Genomic DNA, 24881 nt, shown 5'->3' with positions numbered 1-24881 from the left:
AAAAGCCGGGATTTTCGAATTCCGGCTTTTTTGTCCGGTAAACAGTTTGAAACCTTCGGCTATTTCAGAGTCATTTTATTTATAATTCCCCGCTATCCCAGCGACCGCACATAATTCCTTATGGCAATCTGACTCATTTTCATCAAAACTGATCGGTAACAATCAAAGTGGTGATAGCGTCATTGCTCTGAACCGATTAGATCGTAAAATGCCGTCTTATATTGCAATCCCGAAGATTTTTTTCTTCCAACCGAAACGAAGCAAATGCCCTCATTAAGCTTTTTTCCAGCGTTCGCATCTCAGAAGAAAACCGTCGGCCAGATTTTTTCTGTCCAGCCGAACCCTATCCGGGCACACTATAAGTCGATTGATGATATCCGGGATCTCGGCGCAAGCGTAGCAAAGGGCGAAAATGTCCGGCTGCCCGATTATGAGCCAATGGTTTTCGAGCAGAGAACCATTGAGAATGCGCGGTTGATATTACATTCCTACCGGTCTTCCGATGCCGCCGCTCGCAAAGGCGAAACAATTACTCCCGCAGCGCAATGGCTGCTCGACAACTACTATCTGGTTGACCAGAATATCCAGCAGGTTGAGCGTGATCTGCCCAAAAAATTCATTCGCCAGCTGCCCTCGCTTGTCAGTCAGCAGGAAATACCACGCGTTATGGCTCTCGCATGGCTTTACGTTGCCCATACGGATAGCCAGTTCTCGCTGAACAGCCTCAGCGCCATTGTTGAAGGTTTTCAAACGGTAGAGCCGCTGTATATCGGTGAATTGTGGGCGCTTCCCTCCGCCGTGCGCTTCATCCTTATCGAAAATGCGCGGCGTCTGTCGTTGCGTGTCGAACGTGCCCGGCGTATGCGCGCCTATGCGAACAGTGTTGCCGATGAGATCACGCTGAACGCTGATAAGGACACCCTGCCCCAACTTCTGGAACAATATACGACCGCTGCACGCGACAGCACCTTCGCAACGCATCTGCTCTATCGTCTGCGTGGTGGAGCAATGCATTCCGGTGCCGCAGTTGCATGGCTGGAAGAGGTACTGGAAAACAACGGCAGCGATGCCGAAGACGCAATTATTCAGGAACATACACGCCAATCCACCGGCGGCGTGACAATGGGAAATCTCATTCGCAGTTTGAAGGCGATTGATGACGTAGACTGGATCACTTGGTTTGAAACAGTCAGTGGCGTTGACGCGGTTCTGCGTGAGAACTCTAACTTCGATGCCCTCGACTTCCATTCTCGCAATGCCTATCGCGTGGCCATTGAGAAGATCGCGCGCCGTTCGGGCAAGAGCGAAAACGACATCACTCAAGTCGCGCTCGAACTCGCACACAAGAGCGCTGAACAGACCGGCGGCGAAGGCGGTGTTCCCGAACAGCGTAAACGCGATGTCGGCTACTATCTGGCAGGCGATGGCCGTCCTGAACTGGAAGCAAACTGTGGCTACACGCCAACCGTCATGCTGCGCTGGGTACGGTTTTATCGAAACCTTGGCCTAGCCGGCTTGTGGGCTCCTGCCTCCATTTTCTCGATCGCCATATTGCTCGTGGTTCACTATTGGCTGACCCGTGCCGGCCTGTCTGGAGATCTGGTTCTGCTGTTTACGATACTCGCCGTTTTTCCGACTATGGAAACGGCAAATGGCTTTGTGAACTGGATCATTCCAATGTTCATGCCGCCAACGCGGCTGATCGGGTTTGAATACAAGAACGGTCTTCCTCCAGAAGCGAAAACACTCGTGGCAGTGCCCACATTGATCACTTCGCGGGATTCCGTCGATGAACACATCCGTAATCTCGAGGTCCACTATCTGACCAACCCGCGCGGCGAAGTTTATTTTGCGCTGCTGACGGACTGGGCCGACAGCAAGGTCGAACAGACCAATGACGATCTCGACATACTTGATTACGCCCGGGAAAAGATCACCGCCCTCAACGATCATTACACGCAGAGCAACCCCCGCTTTTTTCTGCTCCATCGCAAACGCCTCTTCAACGCCCAGGAAAACCGTTGGATGGGTTGGGAGCGCAAGCGCGGTAAGTTGCATGAGCTAAACCTTCTCCTGCGCGGCGACAAGGACACGACCTACTTCCCCTCAAATGAGGAACTACCGACAGACATCAAATTCGTGATGACGCTGGACTCGGATACGCGCCTCACTCCTGACTCGGTAAACCGCCTTGCCGGCAAGCTCATACATCCGCTAAACCGCCCGATTTACAGCGAGAAGGCTGGCCGTATCGTAAGCGGCTATGCAATTCTCCAACCGCGTGTAACGCCATCGTTGACCACGGGTGATGACGCTTCGTTCCTGCAGCGCGTCTTCTCCGTCAATCGCGGTATCGACCCATATGTTTTTGCGGTTTCTGATGTTTATCAGGACGTTGTCGGCGAAGGCACATTCACCGGCAAGGGCCTGTACGACATTGATTTCTTCGAGCTTGCGCTTGATGGCAAGATTGCTGAAAACACAATTCTGAGCCACGATCTGCTGGAAGGCGGTTATGCTCGCGCAGCGTTGGTCAGCGATGTGGAAGTCGTCGAAGATTACCCCACCGGCTACAATGTCGATATCTCGCGTCACCACCGCTGGACGCGTGGCGATTGGCAGTTGCTGCCTTATCTTTTCAGCACAAAGCCGGGAATTACATCGGTCACACGCTGGAAAATGGTCGATAACCTGCGCCGTTCGCTAACGCCGGTTTTCTGGATTTTGGCCTCTATCGCTGCATGGACCTTGTTGCCTCCGGGCATTGCGGCCTTGTGGCAGTTCTTCATGATCTTCAGCATGTTCATCGTACCGACGATGATCCTGTTCACGAACCTTGTGCCGACGGACATGAACCTTTCATTGAAAGGCCATTTCCAAGCCATTCTGACAGACATATTTGCAGGTGCCGCAGATATCGCTTTGCGCATCACCTTTATCGCCAACATGGCTTGTCTCATGGTCGATGCGATTGCGCGGACTTTGTACCGGCTGTTTGTCTCGCGCAAAAACCTTCTCGAGTGGCGCGCGGCTGCACAGGCCAAGACAAGTTCTCCGGATACGTTGCAATACTACACACGGCTGATGTGGCCTGCAGTTATCGTTGCTCTGGTCGCAATTATTTTGCCACTCGCAGGCCATAGCCGCGCCTGGATGCTGGCGGTACCCTTTGCAGCAATATGGTTTTTCTCACCGGTTATCGCCTGGCTCGTAAGCCGATCGGCCAAGCCCTTGGACGACCTGATCGTCCGTTCGTCCGACAAGGGTGAATTGCGCCGCTTCGCACGCCGTACCTGGCATTATTACGATGCTTTCGTAACCAAGGAACAGAACTTCATTCCTCCGGACAATTTCCAGGAGGACCCTCATCCGGTTATCGCGACACGCACATCGCCAACCAATATCGGCATGTATCTGCTCTCGACTGTTGCTGCCAGAGATTTCGGTTGGATCAGCTTCAACGAGACGTTGACGCGCATTGGTGACACCATCGATACGCTCGAAAAGATGGAAAAGTATCGGGGGCACCTTTATAATTGGTACGAAACAACGACCCTTCGTCCATTGCTGCCGCTTTATGTCTCTGCTGTAGACAGTGGTAATCTTGCGGGTCATCTTGTGGCTTTGTCTTCGGCTCTCGAAAAGTGGGCTGAAGCACCATCGGTCTATCTTCAGAGCGAACTCGACGGAATTCTCGATGTCAGTGATATCCTCGAGGAAACAATAGCTGAAATTCCAGATGACCGCCGTGTTCTGCGGCCATTGCGTCGGCGCCTCGAGGAACGTGTGGCAAACTTCCGCCGGGCGATTACAACAATCAAGGAAGAGCCGGAGACGGCATCGCTTCGAACCATCAATCTTTCGCTCTTCGCCAGCGATATTCAACGCCTTACTGAAGAGCTGCATGGTGAGCTTGAGACACCGATCAGCCAAACGGCAAATGAATGGGCATTGCTCCTGGTCAAGACCTGTCAAGGTCATACGGACGATGCAATGGGTGGTCACGAAAGCACCGATGTTTTGCGTGAGAGGTTGGTTTCTCTCGCCACGCGGGCCCGTCAATTGGCATTCGATACTGACTTTACCTTCCTTGAGCGGAAGGAGCGACGCTTGCTGTCCATCGGTTTCCGGGTTGAAACCAATGAACTTGATGCAAGCTGCTACGACCTGCTTGCATCCGAAGCACGGCTGGCAAGCCTTTTCGCCATCGCCAAGGGCGACATTCCCGTTGACCATTGGTTCAAGCTGGGCCGTCTGCTGGTTCCGGTTGGCTGGCGAGGTGCCCTGATCTCCTGGTCAGGCTCGATGTTCGAATATCTGATGCCACCGCTGGTAATGATAGAGCCGCTCGGCTCTATGCTTGATCAGACCAATAAGCTGATCGTCCAGCGCCAGATCGAATACGGCGAATCCAAAGGATTGCCATGGGGCATTTCGGAAGCCGCATACAATGCGCGCGACCCGGAAATGAACTACCAGTACACCAATTTTGGTGTGCCAACGCTTGGCCTCAAGCGCGGGCTGTCCAAGAATTACGTGGTTGCGCCTTATGCAAGCATCATGGCCAGCCAGTATCAGCCGGCAGCAGCCGTACAAAACCTGAACCGTCTGCGTGAGATGGGAGCACTGGGTAAATACGGCTTCTACGATGCCGTTGACTTCACGAAATCCCGCGTTCGCGAAGGCGAGGAGTATGCGATCGTGCGCAACTATATGGCGCACCATCACGGCATGTCGATTGTTGCTGTCAACAACGTGGTCTTCGAAGGCCGCATGCGCGAGCGCTTCCATGCCGATCCCGTTATCGAAGCTGCCGAACTCCTGTTGCAGGAAAAGGCACCTCGCGAAATACCGGTATTGCAGGCGAAGGCTGACAATCCCATGCGCAAAGCGGTTGAAAGCTCGGAGGAGCCCGCATCGATCCGCTATATCCCGAACCCGATGACCGCACCCCGCGCGACACAGATCATGTCGAATGGGCATTATTCTGTGATGGTTACGGCGAATGGTGGTGGTTACAGCCGCTGGAATGGTCTGGCGATAACACGATTCCAGCCTGATCCCATCGAGAGCGGTTATGGAACATTCCTCTTCCTGCGCGACATGGAAAACGGCGAATGGTGGTCAGCGACCAGTGATCCAGTTCGTCTGGCCGGAGATAAAAGCACCACAATCTTCACCGACTACAAAGCGGAATTCATCAAGGAAACCGGCACGATCCACTCCACTGTGGAAACGATCGTTGCCTCCGATTCCGATGGGGAAGGACGCCGTATCGTCATTACCAATACAGGTACCAAAGATCGTATTATTGAAGTTACGTCCTATGCCGAACTGGTCTTGACCAATGATGATACTGATACTGCTCATCCCGCCTTTGCGAAAATGTTTGTTGAGACGGAGATCGATGAGCGCGGCGATGCCATTTATGCGACACGCCGCAAACGCGGCGCGGACGATCCCGATATCCACGTCGCTCACGTTGTCAGTGACGGTTCCGGCGCGATGCGTGAAGTACAGGTAGAAACTGATCGCCGCGCATTTATCGGACGAGGACGTTCCCTTCATAATCCAGTAGCATTCGACGAGGGTGTCACCTTGAGCGGAAGCCACGGATTTGTTTTGGACCCGATTGCCTCGCTTCGTTGCCGCGTCCGGGTTCCGGCACACAAGAAAGTTACGCTGGTATTCTGGACACTCGTCAGGCCAGATCGTCAAGAGTTGGAGGAGGTAGTAGCCCGCTTCCGCCATCCGGATTGTTTTGCCCGCGAGTTCTCCCTGTCGTGGACGAGTTCTCAGGTCCGCCTGCATCATATCGGGATCAACCCCGACGAAGCAGCGGTCTTCCAGCGCGTAGCGACAAATCTGATCTATCCGGAGAAATCCTTACGACTGCCATCGAGCAGCATCGCGAGCGGGTTGGGTAGCCAATCCGAACTCTGGCCAATGTCTATTTCGGGCGATTTCCCGATACTTGCGCTTCGTATCGACGATGAAGCCGATATGGAAACGCTGAGAAATATTCTGAAGGCGCATGAGTACTGGCGTGCAAAAGGACTGGTCGTTGATGTTGTTGTCATCAATGAACGCTCCTTCTCTTATGCCCAGGACTTCCAGCGCGGTTTGGAAGCCATGTGCGAAAACAGCCGTGCACGCGGTGGACAGTATGGCCCTCGCGTGCACATCTTTACAGTCCGAAAGGATCAGATGAGCGATGCCAGCTACAATACCCTGCTGGCCTCAGCGCGCATCGTTCTACATGCGCAGAATGGCTCTCTGTCAGAGCAGTTGAACCGTGTGACGGAACTGGCTGCCGACGCACTGCCAGCGCCTGATGCCAAGGGGAAAGCTCTGATCGAAGCTGAGACCGATGATCTGCGTGGAATCGCTTCAGCACCCAGCCAACTTTTAAACAAAGCCCGACCCAAGATTTCGGGCGACGGTCTGCAATTCTGGAATGGCTTCGGCGGCTTTGACATGGCGAGCGGCGAGTACGTCGTACGTCTGGGTGGTCTCACCTGCACACCTCAGCCATGGATCAACGTGATCTCCAATTCCGGCTTCGGCTTTCACGTATCGGCTGAGGGAGCAGGCTTTACATGGTCAGGCAACAGCCGCGACTATCAGTTGACCCAGTGGTCGAATGATCCTGTCATCAACCGCTCCGGCGAAGCAATCTATGTCGTAGACCTTGATAAAAATACGGCATTTGCACCTACCGCATCGGTATTGCGCGATCCATCGGTGCAGTACGAAACCCACCACGGACAGGGCTATTCAACCTTCCTTTCCAAGCATGGCAATGTCGGGCTTGAATTGACCCACACGGTTGATCCTGTCCTGCCAGTGCGGGTATCCAGCCTGAAAATCACCAATCATGGCGGATCACCGAAAAAGCTCCGCGTGTATGGGTTCATTGAGTGGATGCTGGGTAGTGTTCGCGCAAAGACAGCGCCGTTCATTGTACCGTCTTATGATGCTGATAAAGGAGTTCTCTTTGCCCGGAATCCATATGGTGTCGAACGGCGTAACCAGATGGCTTTCTTTGCAAGCAGCGTGAAGCCGCAATCTGTCACGGCCGACCGAACCGAATTCTTCGGCAACATAGGCTCCGTGGAGCGGCCGGCAGCTGTTCTTCAGGCAAAGTCTCTGTCTAACCTCGTCGAGGCTGGCGGCGACCCCTGCGCGGCGCTTGCTGTAGATATCGAACTCGCGCCCGGCGAAACCAAGGAAGTCTTGTTCTATATGGGTGATACGGCAACCGCCGAAGACGCCGACAAGGTTCTGGCTGAGCATGCGGACCGTACATTCGAGGATACGCTATCAGCTTCCAAGGCTATCTGGGCTGATTTTCTCGATGGCCTGCAGGTTGATACCCCGGATGACGCTTTCGATGTCATGGTCAATCGCTGGCTGCCTTATCAAAGCCTGGCTTGCCGTATCTGGGCGCGCTCGGCTTTCTATCAGGCCAGTGGCGCCTTCGGTTTCCGTGATCAGCTACAAGACACATTATCGATGCTGGTTCTTAATCCTGACCTTGCCCGCAAGCAGATTCTAAATGTCTCTGCCCGGCAATTCAAGGAAGGTGACGTTCAGCATTGGTGGCTTCCAACAACCGGAGCCGGTGTAAGGACAAAAATTTCCGACGATGTGGTCTGGCTTGGCTATGCAATTGCTCATTACACCTCAGTGACAGGTGATATGAGCATTCTTGATGAGAAGGTCGCCTTTATCGAAGGACGGGCTCTGGAAGAGGCTGAACACGATGCGTTTTATCAGCCGACAATCTCCAGCGAGATCGTCAGCGTTTGGGAGCACGCCGCCAGAGCGCTTGATCTTGCGGTAGCCCGAACTGGTACCAACGGGTTGCCGCTGATGCTGACCGGCGATTGGAACGACGGAATGAACCGTGTCGGCGAGGACGGCAAAGGTGAAAGCATCTGGCTTGGCTGGTTCCTCATCAGCACGTTGCGCGATGTCCTGCCTATTGCTGAAAGATACAAGGATGCAGATCGGGTAAAACGTTGGCAGGCCCACATAGAAAGCCTGAAAACTTCTCTCGAAAAGAACGGCTGGGACGGTGAATGGTATCGTCGCGGCTATTTCGATGATGGCTCGCCTTTGGGTTCCAAGACAAGTGAAGAGTGCAAAATCGACTCTATTGCACAGTCATGGAGCGTGCTTTCCGGCTACGGCGATCCGGATCGTGCCAGGCAGGCAATGAATTCCGTCGCCACACATCTGATCGATGATGAAGCGCAGGTCATCAAGCTGTTTACGCCTCCGTTCAATAAATCGCGTCATGATCCGGGCTACATTAAGAGTTACCCGGTCGGTGTTCGTGAGAATGGTGGGCAGTACACACACGCTGCAACGTGGGCTGTTCTTGCGATGGCAAAACTCGGCAATGCTGATGAAGCCTATCGCTGGTTCAGCATGCTCAATCCTGTCAATCACTCGCTTGATGCTGACAAGGCCGAGTCTTACCGTGTCGAACCTTATGTCGTAGCTGCGGATGTTTACTCCGTCGATCCCATGCGCGGGCGTGGCGGCTGGACCTGGTATACGGGCTCTGCGGGCTGGCTGTATCGCGTTGCAACAGAAGGCATCCTGGGCATTACACGCAAGGCCGACCGTTTGTTCGTCGACCCTGCTCTCCCTTCAAAGTGGAATGGCTTCAGCTTCGTACTGCGCAATGGTGATGCCCGGTATACAGTTGAGGTCAAACCGCTTGCGAAGGGTGCCAGGAAGGTTACCGTCAATGGCAAGAAATTGACAAAACCCGAGGCCGGTATCCCGATGGAAAAGTCTGGAGACCATAAAGTCATAGTGGAAGTTCCGACGGGAGGCTGACCTCTCGCTTTCGGAACACTCGGCACTAAACGCCGCCAAGGATTTTTCTAAGTATCCTTGGCGGCGAATTGCATTAACAAGAGCGATTATGGCAAGGCGAATATCCGCCAATGTCTGCATTTAGAATGCAACTTTACAATTTTTCCCCCGGCAGTTGGCTGGCTTGACCTACCCAATCAATGAATTGCGCTTCGTCCAATTGATCATTCTCATAAATATTCAAATAGCGTGTGTGCTGAGTTTTGGACGCTCCCGGAGGAACGGGTGTGAGTGACATACCGCGAAGGAAGGCTACGTTGACATACTTCCTGTAGCAATAAAGGCTAAGGAACCAACCTTGCCCCTCTATTCCGTACAGTGGCGTATTCCATTTGACTGCCTTGCATACGTCCGGAACTGTTTTCACAATGAGTGCGTCGAGGCAGCGCCCGACATCGCTTTTCCAGCCCGGCATGGCGGTTATATAAGCCTCGACTGGAGCCTCGCCATAGCCCTTCGGAATCTGCGGGTTGCCACTTGAGAGAAGGACTGGCTTGGCCATAGCCGTCTGTTCTTCGGCCGTTTTCGGCTTGGTGAATTTATTTGTCATCAAGTTGCCTCCCCGTCGTCCACCGCCCAATGATAGTTGATCTTGGCTGATGATCTCAACCGCCGATGCACAGGCTAGAAATGGGCTGGCCATATCATTCAATACTATTTTTCTTGTTTATGTTTTGCCTCAGGCGGCCTTTCTCAGTTGAGAAAATTTGCAACTGAATGCGATCTGACGCATATTCCGGTTATGAAGAATGCTTTGAACCAGAAACCGGAATACGAGAAGGAATTGCGCAAGGCGGGCGTGCGCATTACACGACCACGACGCATCATTCTCGATATTCTGACTTCGACAGAAGACCACCCGGATGCAATGAAAATCTTTCATCGCGCCATTGAGATCGACGACAGCATCTCTCTATCCACTGTCTATCGAACAATGAATCTGCTGGAAGATATGGGCGCAATCCATCGTCATGCGTTCAATGGCGGTCCATCGCGCTTTGAGCAAGCTCACGGCGATCACCACGATCACCTGATCGACATTGATACGGGTGCAGTCATCGAGTTCAAGTCAGACAAAATCGAAAAACTGCAGGAAGAAATCGCCAAATCTCTCGGATACGACATTGTTCACCATCGGCTCGAGCTGTACGGGCGGAAAACTGCAGACAAATAAGCAAAAGGCCTCCCGAAGGAGGCCTTTCTAGAGCTCATTTTATCAGTTATCAGGCCGCATTCGAAGCTGGCTGCGACGTCAGCAGCTCATAGAGCAAGCTGGCATCATGAGCGGTGCGCAGCTTGGCTATCCGCTCAGGATCGCGCAACATGCGAGCAATGCGAGACAATGCCTTCAAATGATCGGCGCCAGCATTCTCCGGCGCCAGTAGAAGAAATACTATATCAACGGGTTGATCGTCCAACGCCTCGAAATCGACGGGTGTATCGAGTTGGGCGAAAACCCCGGCAATGCGCTTCACGCTATTGATTTTGCCGTGAGGGATGGCAATGCCATTTCCAACGCCGGTTGATCCAAGACGCTCGCGTTGCAAAACCGTGTCGAAAACCTCGCGCTCGCTCAATCCGGTCAAGGCAGCTGCCTTTTCCGACATGATCTGCAAGAGTTGCTTCTTGGAATTGACTTTCAATGCGGGCAGGACAGCGTCGGGCTGAATGAGATCACCCAGATCCATTATCTCTCTTCCTTCCAGTTACCGTCCGCACCATATTTGGGGCGCGAACGGTAGTTCATTTCGCCATGAACTTGCTTTTTGTTTATCGGGAAGCGACTTGATCGCCCACAGTTGAGGGGTCGATCCAGCCAATATTCCCGTCTGCGCGGCGATATACGATATTAACCTGCGTACTACCAGCGTTGCGGAACACAACCACTGGACTATCTTTCAGATCCAGCTCGACGACCGCAGAGGCAACGCTCATGCTTCTCAAGGCCATCGATGTCTCAGCGACAATAGTTGGGGCGTAATCCTCTGGAATATCCTCATCCTCATCGGGTACAGGGGCCATAACGCGATACGAGACATCATCGAAAACGCCATTTGAACCAGGAGCTTGATGTGACTTCAGTCGACGCTTGTAGCGGCGCAGCCGTTTGTCGACACGCTCACCGGCGGCGTCAAAAGCGAGCTGTGGATCCTGAGCTTCACCAGCGGCCTGCAATACTGTTCCGGTATCAAGGCGAACAAGGCAATCTGCGATAAATCGGGAGCCTTGTTTCTCTACGGTGACATGGCCGGAATATCCGCCATCGAAATATTTGGTGACCATTTCAGCCATCCGCTCTTCGATTTTAACGCGGAAAGCGTCGCCGATATCCATATGTTTTCCAGATACACGCAGACTCATGATACCTCACCTTCATTGTGATTTTCATTGCCCGATTCAATCTACACTGTTGTTTCGAATCGAGCAAAGACATCCCGCAAAATCCTACGGGTGATCAATCACATTCACTTTCCCGATGTTCCATCCAAAGGCGCGCTTCAGCTCCATTGTCGCAAATTATCAGCGCTTCGTTCTCCCTGACCGGACTTCTTTGGCCCAGTTCATTTGCCCACTGCCAGCAATCCTACACGTGGTGGAGCAATGAATCCAGACCTTACATTGCTCTTGACTGCGGAAGCCTCCGCTTTTTTTTCACGACGCCTCTGAACTGACGAAGCTATGTTCATAGCCTCGCGATATTTAGCAACAGTCCGGCGGGCAATATCAATATTCTGTGTCTTCAACATTTCGACGATTGTATCGTCCGAGAGGATTGAATCCGGCAATTCCGCATCAATGAGAACTTTGATTTGATGTCTTACCGATTGCGAAGAGTGCTGCCCGACACCCTCACTGGCAGCAATGGCCGCATTGAAAAAGTAGCGCAGCTCGAAAACTCCTCGCTTGGTGAGCATATATTTGTTGGCGGTAACGCGGCTGACCGTGGATTCGTGCATGCCAATAGCATCTGCCACATTGCGCAGATTAAGCGGCTTCAGATGCGCAACTCCCTGCAACAGGAACTGTTCCTGCTGGCGAACAATCTCACTTGCAACCTTGAGAATGGTTTGCGCGCGTTGATCGAGGCTCCGGATAAGCCAATTGGCATTCTGCATGCATTCCCCGAGAAATGTCTTTTCGTCTGGAGATGTTTTCGCCTTCATTATCGTTGCGTAGTAGGTATTATTGACGAGTACGCGTGGCAATGTTTCGGAGTTGAGTTCTATCCGCCAACTACCGTCAGGCTCCTGATCGACTTCTACATCCGGGACAATGCTGTCTGCGATGCCTGAGGAAAACACGGTACCGGGCTTGGGATCAAGCAACTGGATTTCCCTAAGCATATCGATGATTTCCGTATCGCCAACGCGACAGAGCTTTTTCAAACTGTGAAAATCGCGCTTGGCAAGCAGTGCAAGATTTTGAAGCAGAATATCCATCGCTGCCGAGAGGCGATTTCTGGCACGAAGTTGCAACCGCAGGCATTCTGCAAGGTCGCGTGCAAACAACCCCGCTGGTTCAAACCCCTGCAGAACAACGAGCAACTTCTCCACGTACTCAACAGATGAGCCAACTCGAGTAGCAATTTCGATCACATCACCACGAAAGTAACCGATCTCGTCAACTTGGTCGGCAAGTTCGGCAGCTATTAATCGATCTTCCGCTTTGTTGAACGCAAAAATGATCTGTTCGCGGATATGGTCCTGCATACTAAGCGGGGCCGCCGTTACCTGTTCAAGATTATAATTTTCTCCCCCCGGCGAGACGTAGCCATCGCCGGCAGATGACTTCCACTGAGATGCAAGGTTCCCTGCAATGAAATCGTGGGTGCCGGGATCATCGGGAAAAATGTTGTCGAGCGAACTGTCAAACGTATCAGACATTGAACTTGAGCTTGTCGACTCGCCGCTATTTAACCAGGAGCTTTCCGGCTCGTCAGATGAGAGTTCGCCGTCCTTGTTCCCTTCATGCAGGTCGTCATAGTTTGAAGTGTGATGCGTATCAGTATGCGTATTGCCAAATGAAATGTCGTCATCGGAGGTGTCCACACGTTCCAGCAGTGGATTCTTTTCGATCTCCTGTTCAATGAACTGTTCAAGCTCGATATGAGTCAATTGCAGCAATCGTATAGACTGCATCAGCAATGGCGTCATCACCAGAGATTGAGTTTGCCTGAGATCGAGTTTTGGCGACAGAGCCATAATGTACGCAGCTACTCCTGACGGAATTTATTTCCTGTCGTACAGAAGTGGCCCAATCCTTGCTTGTCAATTGGAAAGCTGCAAAATCTCGCGAACGAACGCTACTTTCAACCTAAACGGGCAAAGAAAATGAGATTTTCATGCCTGAGATTACTAAATCATCAAAATTAGAGCTTGAACTCGTCACCAAGATAAAGCCGCCGGACATCCGGGTTTGCTATTATTTCGTCTGGACGACCATGAGTCAAAACCTGACCCGCGTGAATAATATAGGCCCGGTCGATGAGTTTCAGAGTTTCGCGGACGTTGTGGTCTGTAATCAACACGCCGATACCTCGGCCGGTCAGATGCCGGACCAATTGCTGAATATCTGCAACTGCAATTGGATCGACGCCGGCAAACGGCTCGTCAAGCAACATGAAATTTGGCCGCGAAGCCAAGGCGCGCGCAATTTCAAGCCGTCTGCGTTCACCACCGGAAAGGGAAATCGCTGGCGCTTTGCGCAGGTGAGCGATGTGAAACTCTTCCAGCAGTGAGTCCAGTTCCTGCGCCCGCGCATGCTTGTCTTTTTCAACAACCTCAAGAACAGCCTTGATATTGTTTTCTACAGACAAGCCACGGAAAATCGATGCTTCTTGCGGCAAATAACCGATACCAAGACGCGAACGCCGATACATCGGCATCGTGGTAACATCGAAACCGTCGATTTCGATTGTGCCCTTATCGACCGGGACCAGTCCTGTCACCATATAAAAACAGGTCGTCTTGCCGGCACCATTCGGGCCAAGAATGCCAACTGCTTCGCCGGAACGCACGCCGAATGATACGCCATTGACAACTTGGCGGCCGTTATAACTTTTTGTAATTCCCCGGGCGACAAGCGTGCCTTTCATGCGGTCAATTGCAGCTGGGTCAGCCGGGCGCATCTCCTGTGAAACACTGGAGTTTGGCCGTGCGGCAGTCTTGCTGGGTGAGCGGCGTGAAAATAAGGACACTTACGATTCTTCCGGCGACTTAGTTCTTTTGGGCGTTTTTAGGCGCAACGACAATCGAAACACGCCCGGTCTGGCCGCTCTTGCAGCTCTCAAGCTGGGCTTCACCGGTTTTCAACTGAGCAGTGAGTTTGCAGCCAACCGCAACGTTATCGCCTTGAGAAAGAACAACCTTGCTGCCGGTTAACACCAGTACCTCTGTCTTCATATCAAAAGTACCACGATCACCCGTCGCAACCTGATCTTCGGACTTCACATAGACCTTGTCGCTTACTTCAAGGTGGTCAATGTCCTGTGCACCGGCACCGGCCACGCCTGCCGAAACTTTGGAGGGCTCTGCGTTAGCGGCTGCAGCATCTTTATTGCCGCCCTTGACGTAATATACGACCATGGTACCCGCTTTTAAAAGCGTCGCGCCCTGAACAACCGTCACATTTCCGGTAAAGGTCGCTGTACCTGCATCATTGTGCAGCACAACCTTGTCGGAGTCGATTTGAATGGGCTGGTCACCTGATAGCTTAATGCCACCGGGCGCTGCATCTGGAGTCTGCTGCGCCATGGCAGGGATAACCAATGAGGACGCCAACAAACTCACAGCAACAGACGATACCCTGATCAGTTTTGCCCCGAACGACATTGTTTTCTCTCCTAATCCGAGAAATTTCTTCAAAGTAACAATCGCCAACTGTAAATCAGTTCGATGATTTTACCTCATTGCCACCTTCTTGCAGCTTTGTCGGTTGAATGACAAGCCTTACACGCTTTTCAAACGTCACTACCTTACCACCGTCAGTAATCTGCATACTATCGGCAACAATACTGCCATTGCGATTTTTGACGCTGACCGGGTCATTGGTCGACATGGTATTCCCGGCAATATCAATATCAGCCGATTTCAACTGAGCAGTAATACCGTCGGACGTCACCAAAGTTATTTCACTGTCGAGCTTCAACTGCCTGTTGGCATTGTCGAACACCCCTGACTTTGCTTTCACCTCGGCGCGTATCTCTTTGCCGATTGGAATTTCTGCGTCAATACCTTCCAATGATATAACCGAACTGTTTCCAATTTGCTGCAGAGCCCTTACAGCGCTCATTTTGTAGGGAAGTTTGTCTTTGGTAAAGCCATCGAGCTTTGGATTAGTCATAACAAGCTTGCCGTCTTCCATGCCCGCGCCATCCAATGCAATATTGTTAGGCACGCCAGAGGCTGAGAAGAATGTGAACCATGAGAACACCGCTGCACCAATAAGCGCAATGGCAGGCAACGAGAACTTCAGTAGCCGTACACGACGTGAGTGGCGTTCGGCCGCTTTGAAAACAGTCGAATCCTTGTCGGATGCAGCAAACTGCCGTGCAACCGTCGCATGATGCTCGGCGTCCGCGGCGGCATTGCGCGCACCATTGGTATGGTTTTTTTCAATAGACATAGGTTTGGCTGCAGTTACCGTTTTAATATTTATAGCTAGTTCAACGCCAATATGGTTATTTTTCGATGAAATAGACGCGATTTAGGGCACACGCTAAGCGTGTACGAATTAAGTATGCAGTTGGATTGCCAGTTACAAGATCAATTTGCCAACACACTTATTCTCACTAGTCGTTGACCATGTAGTCTGGACTTCCACCGGATGATATCGCAGAAGAGTATCACAAACATCGGCAAAATGGACGAAAATCATGGCCAATACAGCGGACGCAATTATTGACCGGCGCAAACTACGACGGAAGGTCACTTTCTGGCGTATCGCGGCATTGCTGCTGGCGGCCCTGGCCCTGATTGCAATTTATCTCTTCACAACTGGCCCGGAAGCTTATAGCAGCAAAACCACACCACATATTGCGAAAATACGCGTCGAGGGTACAATTCTCGAGGATGAAGAACTTCTCAAACGCTTGAAAGACATCGGAGAGTCCGATGCGGTCAAAGGTGTGATTGTCTCCATCGATTCACCCGGCGGCACCACTGCCGGCGGTGAAGCCATTTACGAAGCTGTTCGCAAAATTGCAGAAAAGAAACCTGTGGTTGCACAGGTCGGGACGCTTGCTGCTTCAGCCGGCTATATGATTGCGGTCGCAACAGACCACATCGTTGCGAGACAATCGTCTATCGTCGGGTCAATCGGTGTACTGTTTCAATATCCGGACATCTCAGAACTTCTCACAAAGGTAGGCGTGAGGGTCGAAACAATTAAATCCAGCCCGCTGAAAGCAGAGCCAAACTTCTTCAATCCCGCAAGCGATGAGGCAAAGGCCATGATCCACCGTATGATCATGGATTCTTATAATTGGTTTGTTGGCCTGGTTGAGGACCGCCGCAAGTTCAGCCATGAACAGGCTCTGGCTCTTGCCGATGGCTCTGTCTTTAATGGGCGCCAAGCATTAGAGAACAAGCTGATCGATACCCTCGGTGGTGAGGAAAAGGCCCTTGAGTGGCTGGTGAGCAAGGGCCTAGACGCTAAACTCAAAGTGGTTGAATGGAAGCCGGTCGAGAAATCGACTTTTGGTTCACTGTTCTCGCAGTCAGCAATGAAAATGGTCGCTAAACTTCTGGGCCTGCCCGAGACAAGCGCTGGAATGCTTCATGAAATAACCGGAGATAGGATGTTCCTTGACGGACTCGTTTCGGTTTGGCACGTTGACGGCAAGCCTGTGGGGGCGCAATAAGCTATTCGCATATTAAGATCAGTGGCATAGTCCCGGTTGACTGTGTATCCTGGTCTCAAAACCAGAAGGGAATTTTGCTGTGATCAAATCAGAGCTCGTGCAAATTATTGCTAATCGCAACCCGCATTTGTTCCAGCGCGATGTGGAAAATATTGTCGGCGCCATCTTTGACGAAATCACCGATGCCCTTGCCGAGGGCAATCGTGTCGAACTGCGCGGCTTCGGCGCATTTTCCGTAAAGAACCGCCCTGCCCGCAGCGGACGCAACCCACGGACAGGTGAAAGCGTTGACGTGGAAGAAAAATGGGTGCCGTTTTTCAAAACCGGCAAGGAATTACGCGACAGGCTGAATGCAAACGGCTGAACCCGTAATTTAGCAAGCAAGCAAAAGAGGCTCCAAGATGATCAATCGCGTGGTCGCCGTACTTATTCTCGTACCGATCGCGATTATTCTGATCGCGCTATCGGTTGCCAATCGTGGTCACGCGTTGTTCACTATTGACCCGTTCAATCCCGGCAACCCGGCGCTCTCTTACTCAGCTCCCTTATTTGTCTGGTTATTCGCTGCCTTGATTATCGGGCTTGTGATCGGCAGTCTTGTTACCTGGTCCAATCAGGGCAAGCACCGCAAACTGGCCCGTCAACGCAAGCTGGAAACCGAGATGTTACGCAAGGAAGCGCGCAAGGCGGCCCCAGAAAACATCTCGACACCAAATCTTCCCTCGCTGCATTAATCTTATATCCCACCAAAGGCCCGCAATGAAACTTGTCTCCCCCGCTGAGGTCGATTCCCTGCTGAACTGGCCAGACATGATCAATGCGATCGAATTGGCCTTCCGCCAGGGTATGATCCAGCCAGTTCGTCACCATCATACGGTTGACCGCCCGGATGGTGCCGCCTCCACATTGCTTCTCATGCCTGCCTGGTCAGACTTTGACGCGCTGGGCGACTCGTCCAAGGGCTATATGGGCGTCAAAATTGTTACTGTATCGCCTGACAATGGAGCCGTTTCGAAACCCGCTGTAATGGGCGTGTATTTGTTGCTTGATGGCAAGACGGGTGAGCCGAAAGCACTAATTGACGGCCAACGTCTTACATTATGGCGTACTGCCGGTGCCTCGGCCCTCGCGGCGCGTTACCTTGCCCGGGAGGATGCTTCCCGGCTCGTCATTCTGGGTGCAGGTGCACTTTCAGGGTTTCTGGCGCGCGCTCACAGCGCAGTCCGGCCCATCGAACAAATTTCGATTTGGAACAGAAATTTTGCTGGTGCAGAGAAAGTTGCCGCTGAACTTACCGCTGACGGGTTCAATGCCAAGGCGGTCAAGGACAAGGACGCTGCGATAGCCGAGGCTGATATTATCACGGCTGGGACCCTTTCCACCGAGCCACTTATTCTCGGTAAACACCTCAAAGCCGGTGCTCATGTCGACCTGATTGGCGCATTTACCCCAACCATGCGGGAAAGCGATGATGAATGCATCAAACGAGCGCGTGTTTTCGTTGACACCAAAGATGGCGCATTAAAAGAAGGCGGTGACATCGTCCAGCCTATCAAGGCAGGGGTGGTCGATTCCAGTCACGTCATCGGTGATTTATTCGATCTCACACGAGGAACAATCAAAGGCCGCCAGTCGGCTGCCGAAATTACACTGTTCAAATCTGTTGGTGCAGCACTTGAAGACCTTGCCGCCGGTATCCTTGTCTATGAAAAGGCAATGGCGTAGTAACCTTGAAAAAGGTTGCAAGGAAAATACGGTTTGAAATCGTCTGGCGGTAAAATCAGAAAAGCAAAAAGTGGTAGCGGCCGACAGGGCGACGTTTCAAAGAATGTCGTGCAGCGGCAAAGCGCGACAAAGCCTCGTCCGCAATTTGCTAAAGTGCAGCGCTCGACAGAAGTTGATTCCGAGCGTGTAGCCCCACGTCAAGAGCAAACGCCCAAGCGTATCCTCGCTCGCCGTACCGGCGCACGTCCGCAGGAAAAAACCGGACTTATTCTCGAGACACTTCCATCCGACGACTATGCGCTTCTCGACAGTGGCAATGGTCTGAAACTGGAACAGTACGGCCCTTATCGAATTGTGCGACCCGAAGGCCAGGCAATCTGGCTCCCGGCCTGGAGCAAGTCGGAGTGGGACAAAGCCGATGCAATCTTCACAGGGAATACGGACGAAGAAGGTGTTGGGCGCTGGCATTTCCCCAAAGTGCCACTCGGCGAAACCTGGCCCCTTGCCTATGACGGCATCCCATTTTTTGGACGCTTTACCTCTTTCCGGCATGTAGGCGTATTTCCAGAGCAAGGCACGCACTGGTCGCATATGGACAGCTTGGTCCGCAATGCAAAGCGCCCCGTGAAAGTGCTCAATCTTTTCGGTTACACGGGAGTCGCCTCTCTTGTAGCCGCCAAGGCAGGTGCGGAAGTCACACATGTCGATGCATCGAAAAAAGCCATTCTTTGGGCACGTGAAAATCAGGAGATGGCTGGCCTGTCCAGCAAGCCCATTCGCTGGATATGCGAAGACGCAATGAAATTTGTTGCGCGGGAAGAGCGCCGTGGCAATGGTTATGACATTATTTTGCTCGATCCGCCTGCCTACGGACGCGGCCCTAACGGCGAAGTCTGGCAGCTCTTCGATAATCTGCCGGATATGATTGATCTTTGCCGTTCTATCCTTACTCCCAAACCTTTAGCGGTGGTTCTGACTGCCTATTCCATCCGCGCATCTTTCTTCGCCATTCATGAACTGATGCGGGATACATTTACGGGCCTTGGAGGCGAAGTGCAGTCCGGCGAACTCATTCTTCGCGAGCGCTCTTCAAATCGCGCCCTTTCGACATCTCTTTTCAGCCGCTGGGGCGCATAATGAGCAAACAGGACGATCACCATCGCGGCAGCGGTATAGCCAAACCCGGCAAAGTCAAGGAAGTAACCAGCCTTACAAATCCGATCGTCAAAGATTTGCGCTCACTGGCATTAAAGAAGTTTCGCGATCAGCAAGGCGTATTTCTCGCAGAAGGGCTGAAACTGGTCATTGATGCGCTCGACCTCGGCTGGACCATTAAAACACTCGTCTACTCCAAGGCTGGCAAGGGGAATTCTCTTGTCGAGCAAGTTGCCGCCCGAACCGTCGCCAAGGGCGGCGATGTGCTTGAAGTCAATGAGAAAATCATATCCGCAATAACCCGGCGTGATAATCCGCAAATGGTCGTCGGAGTGTTTCAGCAAAACCTCCAGACGCTGACCAATATTCGCCCCCAAGGAAATGATGTTTTCGTGGCGCTGGACCGGGTTCGTGATCCTGGCAATCTCGGCACGATCATCCGTACCGCCGATGCCGCTGGCGCTAAAGGCATTATCCTGATTGGAGATACCACCGACCCGTTCTCACTGGAGACGGTTCGGGCAACGATGGGATCGGTTTTCGCAGTTCCCCTTGTTCGGGCAACGGAATCCGAGTTTCTTTCATGGAGAAAGGGCTTTTCAGGTTTGATCGTTGGAACGCACCTCAAGGGCTCAGTCGACTATCGAACCATCCCGTATGCCAATAAGCCGGTTGTCCTGTTGATGGGCAACGAACAGCAGGGCTTACCCGAACAGCTGGCGTCCACATGTGATCGGCTTGCAAGAATTCCTCAACAGGGGCGTGCCGATTCTCTTAATCTCGCCATCGCTACCGGTGTAATGCTGTTTGAAATCCGGCGCGATGCGCTGAAACTTGACACAATCAATTGAGAAACATTCCTTTATGAGCAGTAAGCGTTTTTTCAGTCTTTTTGCAATTATAGTCGTTGCAGTCCTGACCGACCAGATCATCAAGTATCTCGTCGAGGCAGGTATGGATTATCAGCAGCAGATCGACCTTTTGCCCTTTCTGGCACTGTTTCGCGTTCACAATGATGGTATAGCCTTCTCGATGTTGAGTGGAATGCACGACGTCGCGCTGATAGCGTTGACAGTCGTCGTTATAGGCTTCGTGAGTTATCTTTGGTGGAGCACCAGTCCCGATCGCTGGGTTTCCCGTGCTGGCTTTGCCCTGATCATTGGCGGTGCAGTAGGCAATCTCATTGATCGCAGCGTCCATGGCTATGTAATCGACTATATTCTTTTCCACCTGCCATCATGGTCGTTTGCTGTCTTCAATCTCGCTGATGCCTACATCTCCGTAGGTGCCGCACTGGTGGTAATCGAAGAAATTATTGCTTGGATCAAAGAGCGAAAAAAGCAGCCTGATCAAGCAGAATAGCTCGTACAATACCATATTCTTAGCCGATATTTTACGTCATGTTGCCGTCATCCAATCGTAGTAATGAGAGCGAGAACGATTAGCGGTCAACCTATGACGAGGGTTAAATCGATATGGACATCTCCTTGCTTGAATCCGCTTCAATCACTAAAGATCAAAGCATTATGTCGCAGGTTGATTCAACATCCTTGCCGTTTACGGCTCCTCAGATCGTTTCAGTGCTTGGCCGCATTGGAACCATGGAGGTTTGCCTTGCTCAGACCGAGGACGAAATTGCGTCGTCCCAGCAGCTCCGGTTCAAAGTATTCTTCGATGAATTGGGTGCGAAGGGTTCCGCGACTTTGGAGCAACGCGACGCCGACCGATTCGATCCGTTCTGTGATCACCTTTTGGTCTACGACACCGCAATTCCAGGACCGAAGCACAAGCAGATAGTCGGAACATACCGGCTTCTGCGCTCGGAAAAAGCCTTCGAGACCGGCGGATTTTATACTGCAAGCGAGTTTTCCATCGAGCGCCTTGTAGCCGCTAAACCGGAACTGCGTTTTCTTGAACTTGGCCGCTCTTGCGTACTGCCCGAATATCGCTCCAAGCGTACTGTTGAACTGCTGTGGCAAGGTATCTGGACCTATTGCCGGTTCCATTCAATTGGCGTGATGTTTGGTTGCGCCTCCTTTCAAGGCACCGTCCCCGCTGCTCATGCTTTGCCGTTGTCATTTCTGCATCATAATTGCCGGGCGACTGCTGACTGGGATGTACGGGCTTTGCCTTCCCTATATCAGGCAATGGATCTTGTACCCGTCGAAGCTATCAACGCCCGTGTAGCCCTCTTTGCAATGCCACCATTGATCAAAGGCTATCTGCGTCTCGGTGCAATGATCGGTGACGGCGCAGTTATCGATCATGATTTCGGCACCACGGACGTCTGCATCATTCTCCCGGTCAGCCGTATCTCAGAGCGCTATGTGAGCCATTACGCCGCCGAGTCAAAACGTTTCACGTAATTACGTTTTATCATCTGTGGAGAAAATCACAGTTGAGCACTGCAGAGGTGTGTAAATCGGACGATAACGCATAGATTGCTCCTGCTATAGCTCAGGAGACAAGTTTTGGCCGAATTGGCATCGTCTGTAATGGAACAATCCCCCTATGAGGCTGATCAATTGGCGCGTCCCACGCCGATGATGGAGCAGTATATCGAGATCAAGGCGACCAATCCTGACAGCCTGCTTTTCTATCGAATGGGCGATTTCTACGAGTTGTTTTTTAATGACGCTGTGGAGGCATCCCGCGCCCTTGGAATTACTCTTACAAAGCGTGGAAAACACCTTGGTGAAGACATTCCCATGTGCGGCGTGCCTGTCCATGCAGCCGACGACTATTTGCAGAAGCTGATAGCGCGAGGATTTCGTGTTGCCGTTTGCGAACAGGTTGAAGACCCTGCCGAGGCGAGAAAACGTGGATCGAAGTCCGTTGTAAAGCGTGACGTCGTTCGCTTGGTCACACCGGGCACCATCACCGAAGAAAAGCTGCTCGACCCATCCGAAGCAAACTATCTGATGACTTTAGGTCGGGTTAAAGGGACTGACAAAGCCCAATTCGCTCTCGCTTGGATCGATATCTCGACTGGCACCTTCCGGGTCAGTGAATCGGACGCCTCGCGATTACTTGCCGATATCCTGCGTGTCGACCCTCGTGAATTGATCGTTGCCGATACGGTGTTTCACGACCCGGAATTGCGCGGTGTTTTTGATGTAATCGGCCGTGCGGTCAGCCCACAGCCACCCAGCCTTTTCGACAGTGCTACAGCTGAGAACCGCATACAACGCTACTTTGATGTCAGCACATTGGATGGCTTCGGTCAGTTCTCACGTGCGGAACTTGCCGCCATATCCGGCGCAATCGCTTATGTTGAAAAAACGCAACTTGCCGAGCGCCCGCCTCTGATGCGTCCCGAGCGGGAATCGGAAGGTTCCTCGCTGTTCATCGATCCGGCAACACGCGGCAACCTTGAACTTTTACGTACTCTTTCCGGTAAGCGGGAAGGCAGTCTTTTGCGTGCAATCGACCGCACAACCACCGGTGGCGGGGCTCGCCTGCTGGCCGAGCGTTTGACATCGCCATTGACCGACCCGGCGGCTATTGCAGAGCGGCTGGATTCCATTTCATTTTTTCTGGCGAGGCAGTCTCTAGCCGATCTCATGCATAGTGCGCTGAAAGGCGTGCCAGACATGCCTCGTGCATTGTCACGATTGGCAGTTGGCCGTGGCGGGCCCCGTGATCTTGGCGCTCTCGCGCGAGGTCTCGAGGCGGCATCCGAGATTTCCCAGCTATTCCTGAATGAGGCATTGCCGCCGGAACTGGCGCGTGTCCGCGAGTGTCTAGCCGGATTGCCGTTGGAGTTTGCTGCCCATCTCGACCGGTCTCTTGCTGATGAACTGCCGCTACTAAAGCGTGATGGCGGTTTCGTCCGGGCGGAATATCACGCTGAGCTTGATGAAATGCGCGCGCTACGGGATCACTCGCGCCGGATCATTGCAGGCTTGCAAGCAGATTACATGGAATCAACCGGCATTCGGTCTTTGAAAATCAAACACAATAATGTGCTTGGCTACTTCATTGAGGTGACTGCCAACAATGCTTCGGTCATGAGCGACAGCGATGAGGCGAAGGGCAAATTCATCCATCGTCAGACAATTGCCAATGCAATGCGGTTTACCACCACTGAGCTGGCCGAGCTTGAAACCAAAATTGCAAATGCAGCAGAACGGGCTCTTTCTATCGAACTTGGTATCTTCGATGCCTTGACGAATGAAACAATTCTCAATGCAGATTTCATCCGCGCTGGAGCACTGGCCTTAGCAGCACTTGATGTTTCCGTTGCACTGGCAACGCTCGCCGACGAACAGGGATATTGCCGTCCAGCCGTTGATGACAGTGTGGCTTTTGAAATTATCGCCGGACGCCATCCGGTGGTCGAGCAATCCTTGAGACGACAGGCCGCAAATCCGTTTGTCGCAAATGATTGCAACCTCTCACCGCTTACCAGCGGTAAAGGAGCAATCTGGCTGCTTACAGGCCCCAATATGGGTGGTAAATCGACATTCCTGCGCCAGAACGCGCTGATCGCTATCCTTGCTCAAATGGGTTCATTTGTTCCCGCAGGGTCAGCACATATCGGCATTGTCGACCGGCTGTTCTCCCGCGTTGGCGCATCTGATGACCTGGCACGCGGGCGTTCCACCTTCATGGTGGAAATGGTTGAAACGGCAGCAATCCTGAACCAGGCAACAGAGCACTCACTTGTCATTCTTGATGAAATCGGCCGTGGCACCGCCACCTTCGATGGTCTTTCCATCGCATGGGCTGCTGTGGAATATCTGCACGAGAAAAATCAGTGCCGGGCGATCTTTGCAACGCACTTCCATGAAATGACCTCGCTTTCGGAAAAGCTCGAACGCTTGAGCAATGTGACTATGCGAGTGAAGGAATGGGACGGCGAAGTCGTGTTTTTGCATGAAGTTGCAAAGGGCGCGGCTGATCGTTCTTATGGTGTACAGGTGGCTCGGCTCGCCGGTTTACCAGAGGCTGTCGTCAACCGGGCGCGTGATGTTCTGCATCAACTGGAAGCTGGAGAAACTTCAGGTAAAGCCGACAAGCTGATTGATGATTTGCCACTGTTTTCAGTCGAGGTGAAGCGTCAGGTTCCGAAACCTGTTCAAGGAAAGGATAGCGCCCTGCTCTTGGCGCTTTCATCAATCAATCCCGACGAATTGACCCCACGTGATGCGCTTGAGGTGCTTTATCGCTTGAAGGGCCTGACTACAGGCTAGAGCGCATTGTATGCCGCATCACAATGTAATCATTTCGTTTGGCGCAAATTCGC

17 protein-coding genes and 1 pseudogene are annotated in these 24881 nt (G+C 52.4%); 11 read left to right on the top strand and 7 right to left on the bottom strand.

The annotated features are described in order from the left end of the window. Positions 1-264 precede the first annotated feature (264 nt). Complete coding sequence (locus ABKW30_RS05090; protein ID WP_348597106.1) at positions 265-8853, top strand: glucoamylase family protein; 8589 nt, start codon at positions 265-267, stop codon at positions 8851-8853. Between the two features lie 133 nt (positions 8854-8986). Here the strand turns inward: ABKW30_RS05090 and ABKW30_RS05085 are convergent, their stop codons facing one another. Further along, positions 8987-9442: a DUF1801 domain-containing protein gene (locus ABKW30_RS05085; protein WP_348597105.1), complete on the bottom strand. Its 456-nt coding sequence runs from the start codon at positions 9440-9442 to the stop codon at positions 8987-8989. 192 nt (positions 9443-9634) lie between these two features. Here ABKW30_RS05085 and ABKW30_RS05080 point away from each other — a divergent pair, with 192 nt between their 5' ends. Beyond that, positions 9635-10066: a Fur family transcriptional regulator gene (locus tag ABKW30_RS05080; protein ID WP_348597627.1), complete on the top strand. Its 432-nt coding sequence runs from the start codon at positions 9635-9637 to the stop codon at positions 10064-10066. 49 nt (positions 10067-10115) lie between these two features. Here the strand turns inward: ABKW30_RS05080 and ptsN are convergent, their stop codons facing one another. The 6 genes and pseudogenes from ptsN to lptC form a co-directional block, all read right to left on the bottom strand. Continuing rightward, positions 10116-10580 carry a PTS IIA-like nitrogen regulatory protein PtsN gene (ptsN, locus tag ABKW30_RS05075; RefSeq protein WP_008127044.1) on the bottom strand — a complete coding sequence of 155 codons (465 nt, stop codon included), beginning with the start codon at positions 10578-10580 and terminating at the stop codon, positions 10116-10118. 82 nt (positions 10581-10662) lie between these two features. Further along, positions 10663-11253, bottom strand: a complete 591-nt coding sequence (raiA, locus tag ABKW30_RS05070; RefSeq protein ID WP_348597103.1) for a ribosome-associated translation inhibitor RaiA — start codon at positions 11251-11253, stop codon at positions 10663-10665. 200 nt (positions 11254-11453) lie between these two features. Continuing rightward, positions 11454-13094 (bottom strand): RNA polymerase factor sigma-54, encoded by a 1641-nt coding sequence (gene rpoN, locus ABKW30_RS05065; RefSeq protein ID WP_348597101.1) that lies wholly within the window; start codon positions 13092-13094, stop codon positions 11454-11456. Positions 13095-13261: 167 nt separating this feature from the next. Continuing rightward, positions 13262-13990 (bottom strand): annotated as a pseudogene (gene lptB / locus ABKW30_RS05060) (LPS export ABC transporter ATP-binding protein); the annotation flags it as partial. A 118-nt stretch (positions 13991-14108) separates the two neighbouring features. Then, on the bottom strand, positions 14109-14723 hold the full coding sequence (locus ABKW30_RS05055; protein ID WP_348597099.1) for an LptA/OstA family protein: 615 nt from the start codon (positions 14721-14723) through the stop codon (positions 14109-14111). Positions 14724-14778: 55 nt separating this feature from the next. Next, entirely contained in the window at positions 14779-15516 is a 738-nt protein-coding gene (gene lptC / locus ABKW30_RS05050) for an LPS export ABC transporter periplasmic protein LptC (RefSeq protein WP_348597097.1), read from the bottom strand. A gap of 250 nt (positions 15517-15766) precedes the next feature. Between lptC and sppA the strand changes: the two genes are divergently transcribed. The 9 genes from sppA to mutS all read left to right on the top strand — a co-directional run bounded on the left by sppA (position 15767) and on the right by mutS (position 24828). Continuing rightward, positions 15767-16753 carry a signal peptide peptidase SppA gene (sppA, locus tag ABKW30_RS05045; protein WP_348597095.1) on the top strand — a complete coding sequence of 329 codons (987 nt, stop codon included), beginning with the start codon at positions 15767-15769 and terminating at the stop codon, positions 16751-16753. A 79-nt stretch (positions 16754-16832) separates the two neighbouring features. Next, complete coding sequence (locus ABKW30_RS05040) at positions 16833-17117, top strand: integration host factor subunit beta (protein WP_008127032.1); 285 nt, start codon at positions 16833-16835, stop codon at positions 17115-17117. A gap of 37 nt (positions 17118-17154) precedes the next feature. Further along, the gene (locus ABKW30_RS05035) at positions 17155-17487 is read left to right on the top strand and encodes a LapA family protein (protein WP_348597093.1); all 333 of its coding nucleotides are present in this window, start codon (positions 17155-17157) and stop codon (positions 17485-17487) included. A 25-nt stretch (positions 17488-17512) separates the two neighbouring features. Further along, positions 17513-18478: an ornithine cyclodeaminase family protein gene (locus tag ABKW30_RS05030; protein WP_348597091.1), complete on the top strand. Its 966-nt coding sequence runs from the start codon at positions 17513-17515 to the stop codon at positions 18476-18478. A 33-nt stretch (positions 18479-18511) separates the two neighbouring features. Beyond that, positions 18512-19615, top strand: a complete 1104-nt coding sequence (locus ABKW30_RS05025; protein WP_348597089.1) for a class I SAM-dependent rRNA methyltransferase — start codon at positions 18512-18514, stop codon at positions 19613-19615. After that, positions 19615-20484: an RNA methyltransferase gene (locus ABKW30_RS05020; protein WP_348597087.1), complete on the top strand. Its 870-nt coding sequence runs from the start codon at positions 19615-19617 to the stop codon at positions 20482-20484. The genes ABKW30_RS05025 and ABKW30_RS05020 overlap by 1 nt, the downstream gene beginning before the upstream one ends. Before the next feature lie 13 nt (positions 20485-20497). Next, a complete protein-coding gene (gene lspA, locus ABKW30_RS05015) occupies positions 20498-20995 on the top strand; it encodes a signal peptidase II (RefSeq protein WP_348597085.1) in 498 nt (165 codons plus the stop codon). 164 nt (positions 20996-21159) lie between these two features. Then, entirely contained in the window at positions 21160-21999 is an 840-nt protein-coding gene (locus ABKW30_RS05010) for a GNAT family N-acetyltransferase (protein ID WP_348597083.1), read from the top strand. A 129-nt stretch (positions 22000-22128) separates the two neighbouring features. Continuing rightward, a complete protein-coding gene (mutS, locus tag ABKW30_RS05005) occupies positions 22129-24828 on the top strand; it encodes a DNA mismatch repair protein MutS (RefSeq protein ID WP_348597625.1) in 2700 nt (899 codons plus the stop codon). Positions 24829-24881 lie beyond the last annotated feature (53 nt).

The sequence above is a fragment of the Phyllobacterium sp. SB3 genome, from assembly GCF_040009165.1.
In the GTDB taxonomy this organism is placed as follows: Bacteria; Pseudomonadota; Alphaproteobacteria; order Rhizobiales; family Rhizobiaceae; genus Phyllobacterium.
Note: the sequence above shows the minus strand (reverse complement) of the source record. Positions and strands in the feature narration are given on the sequence as shown.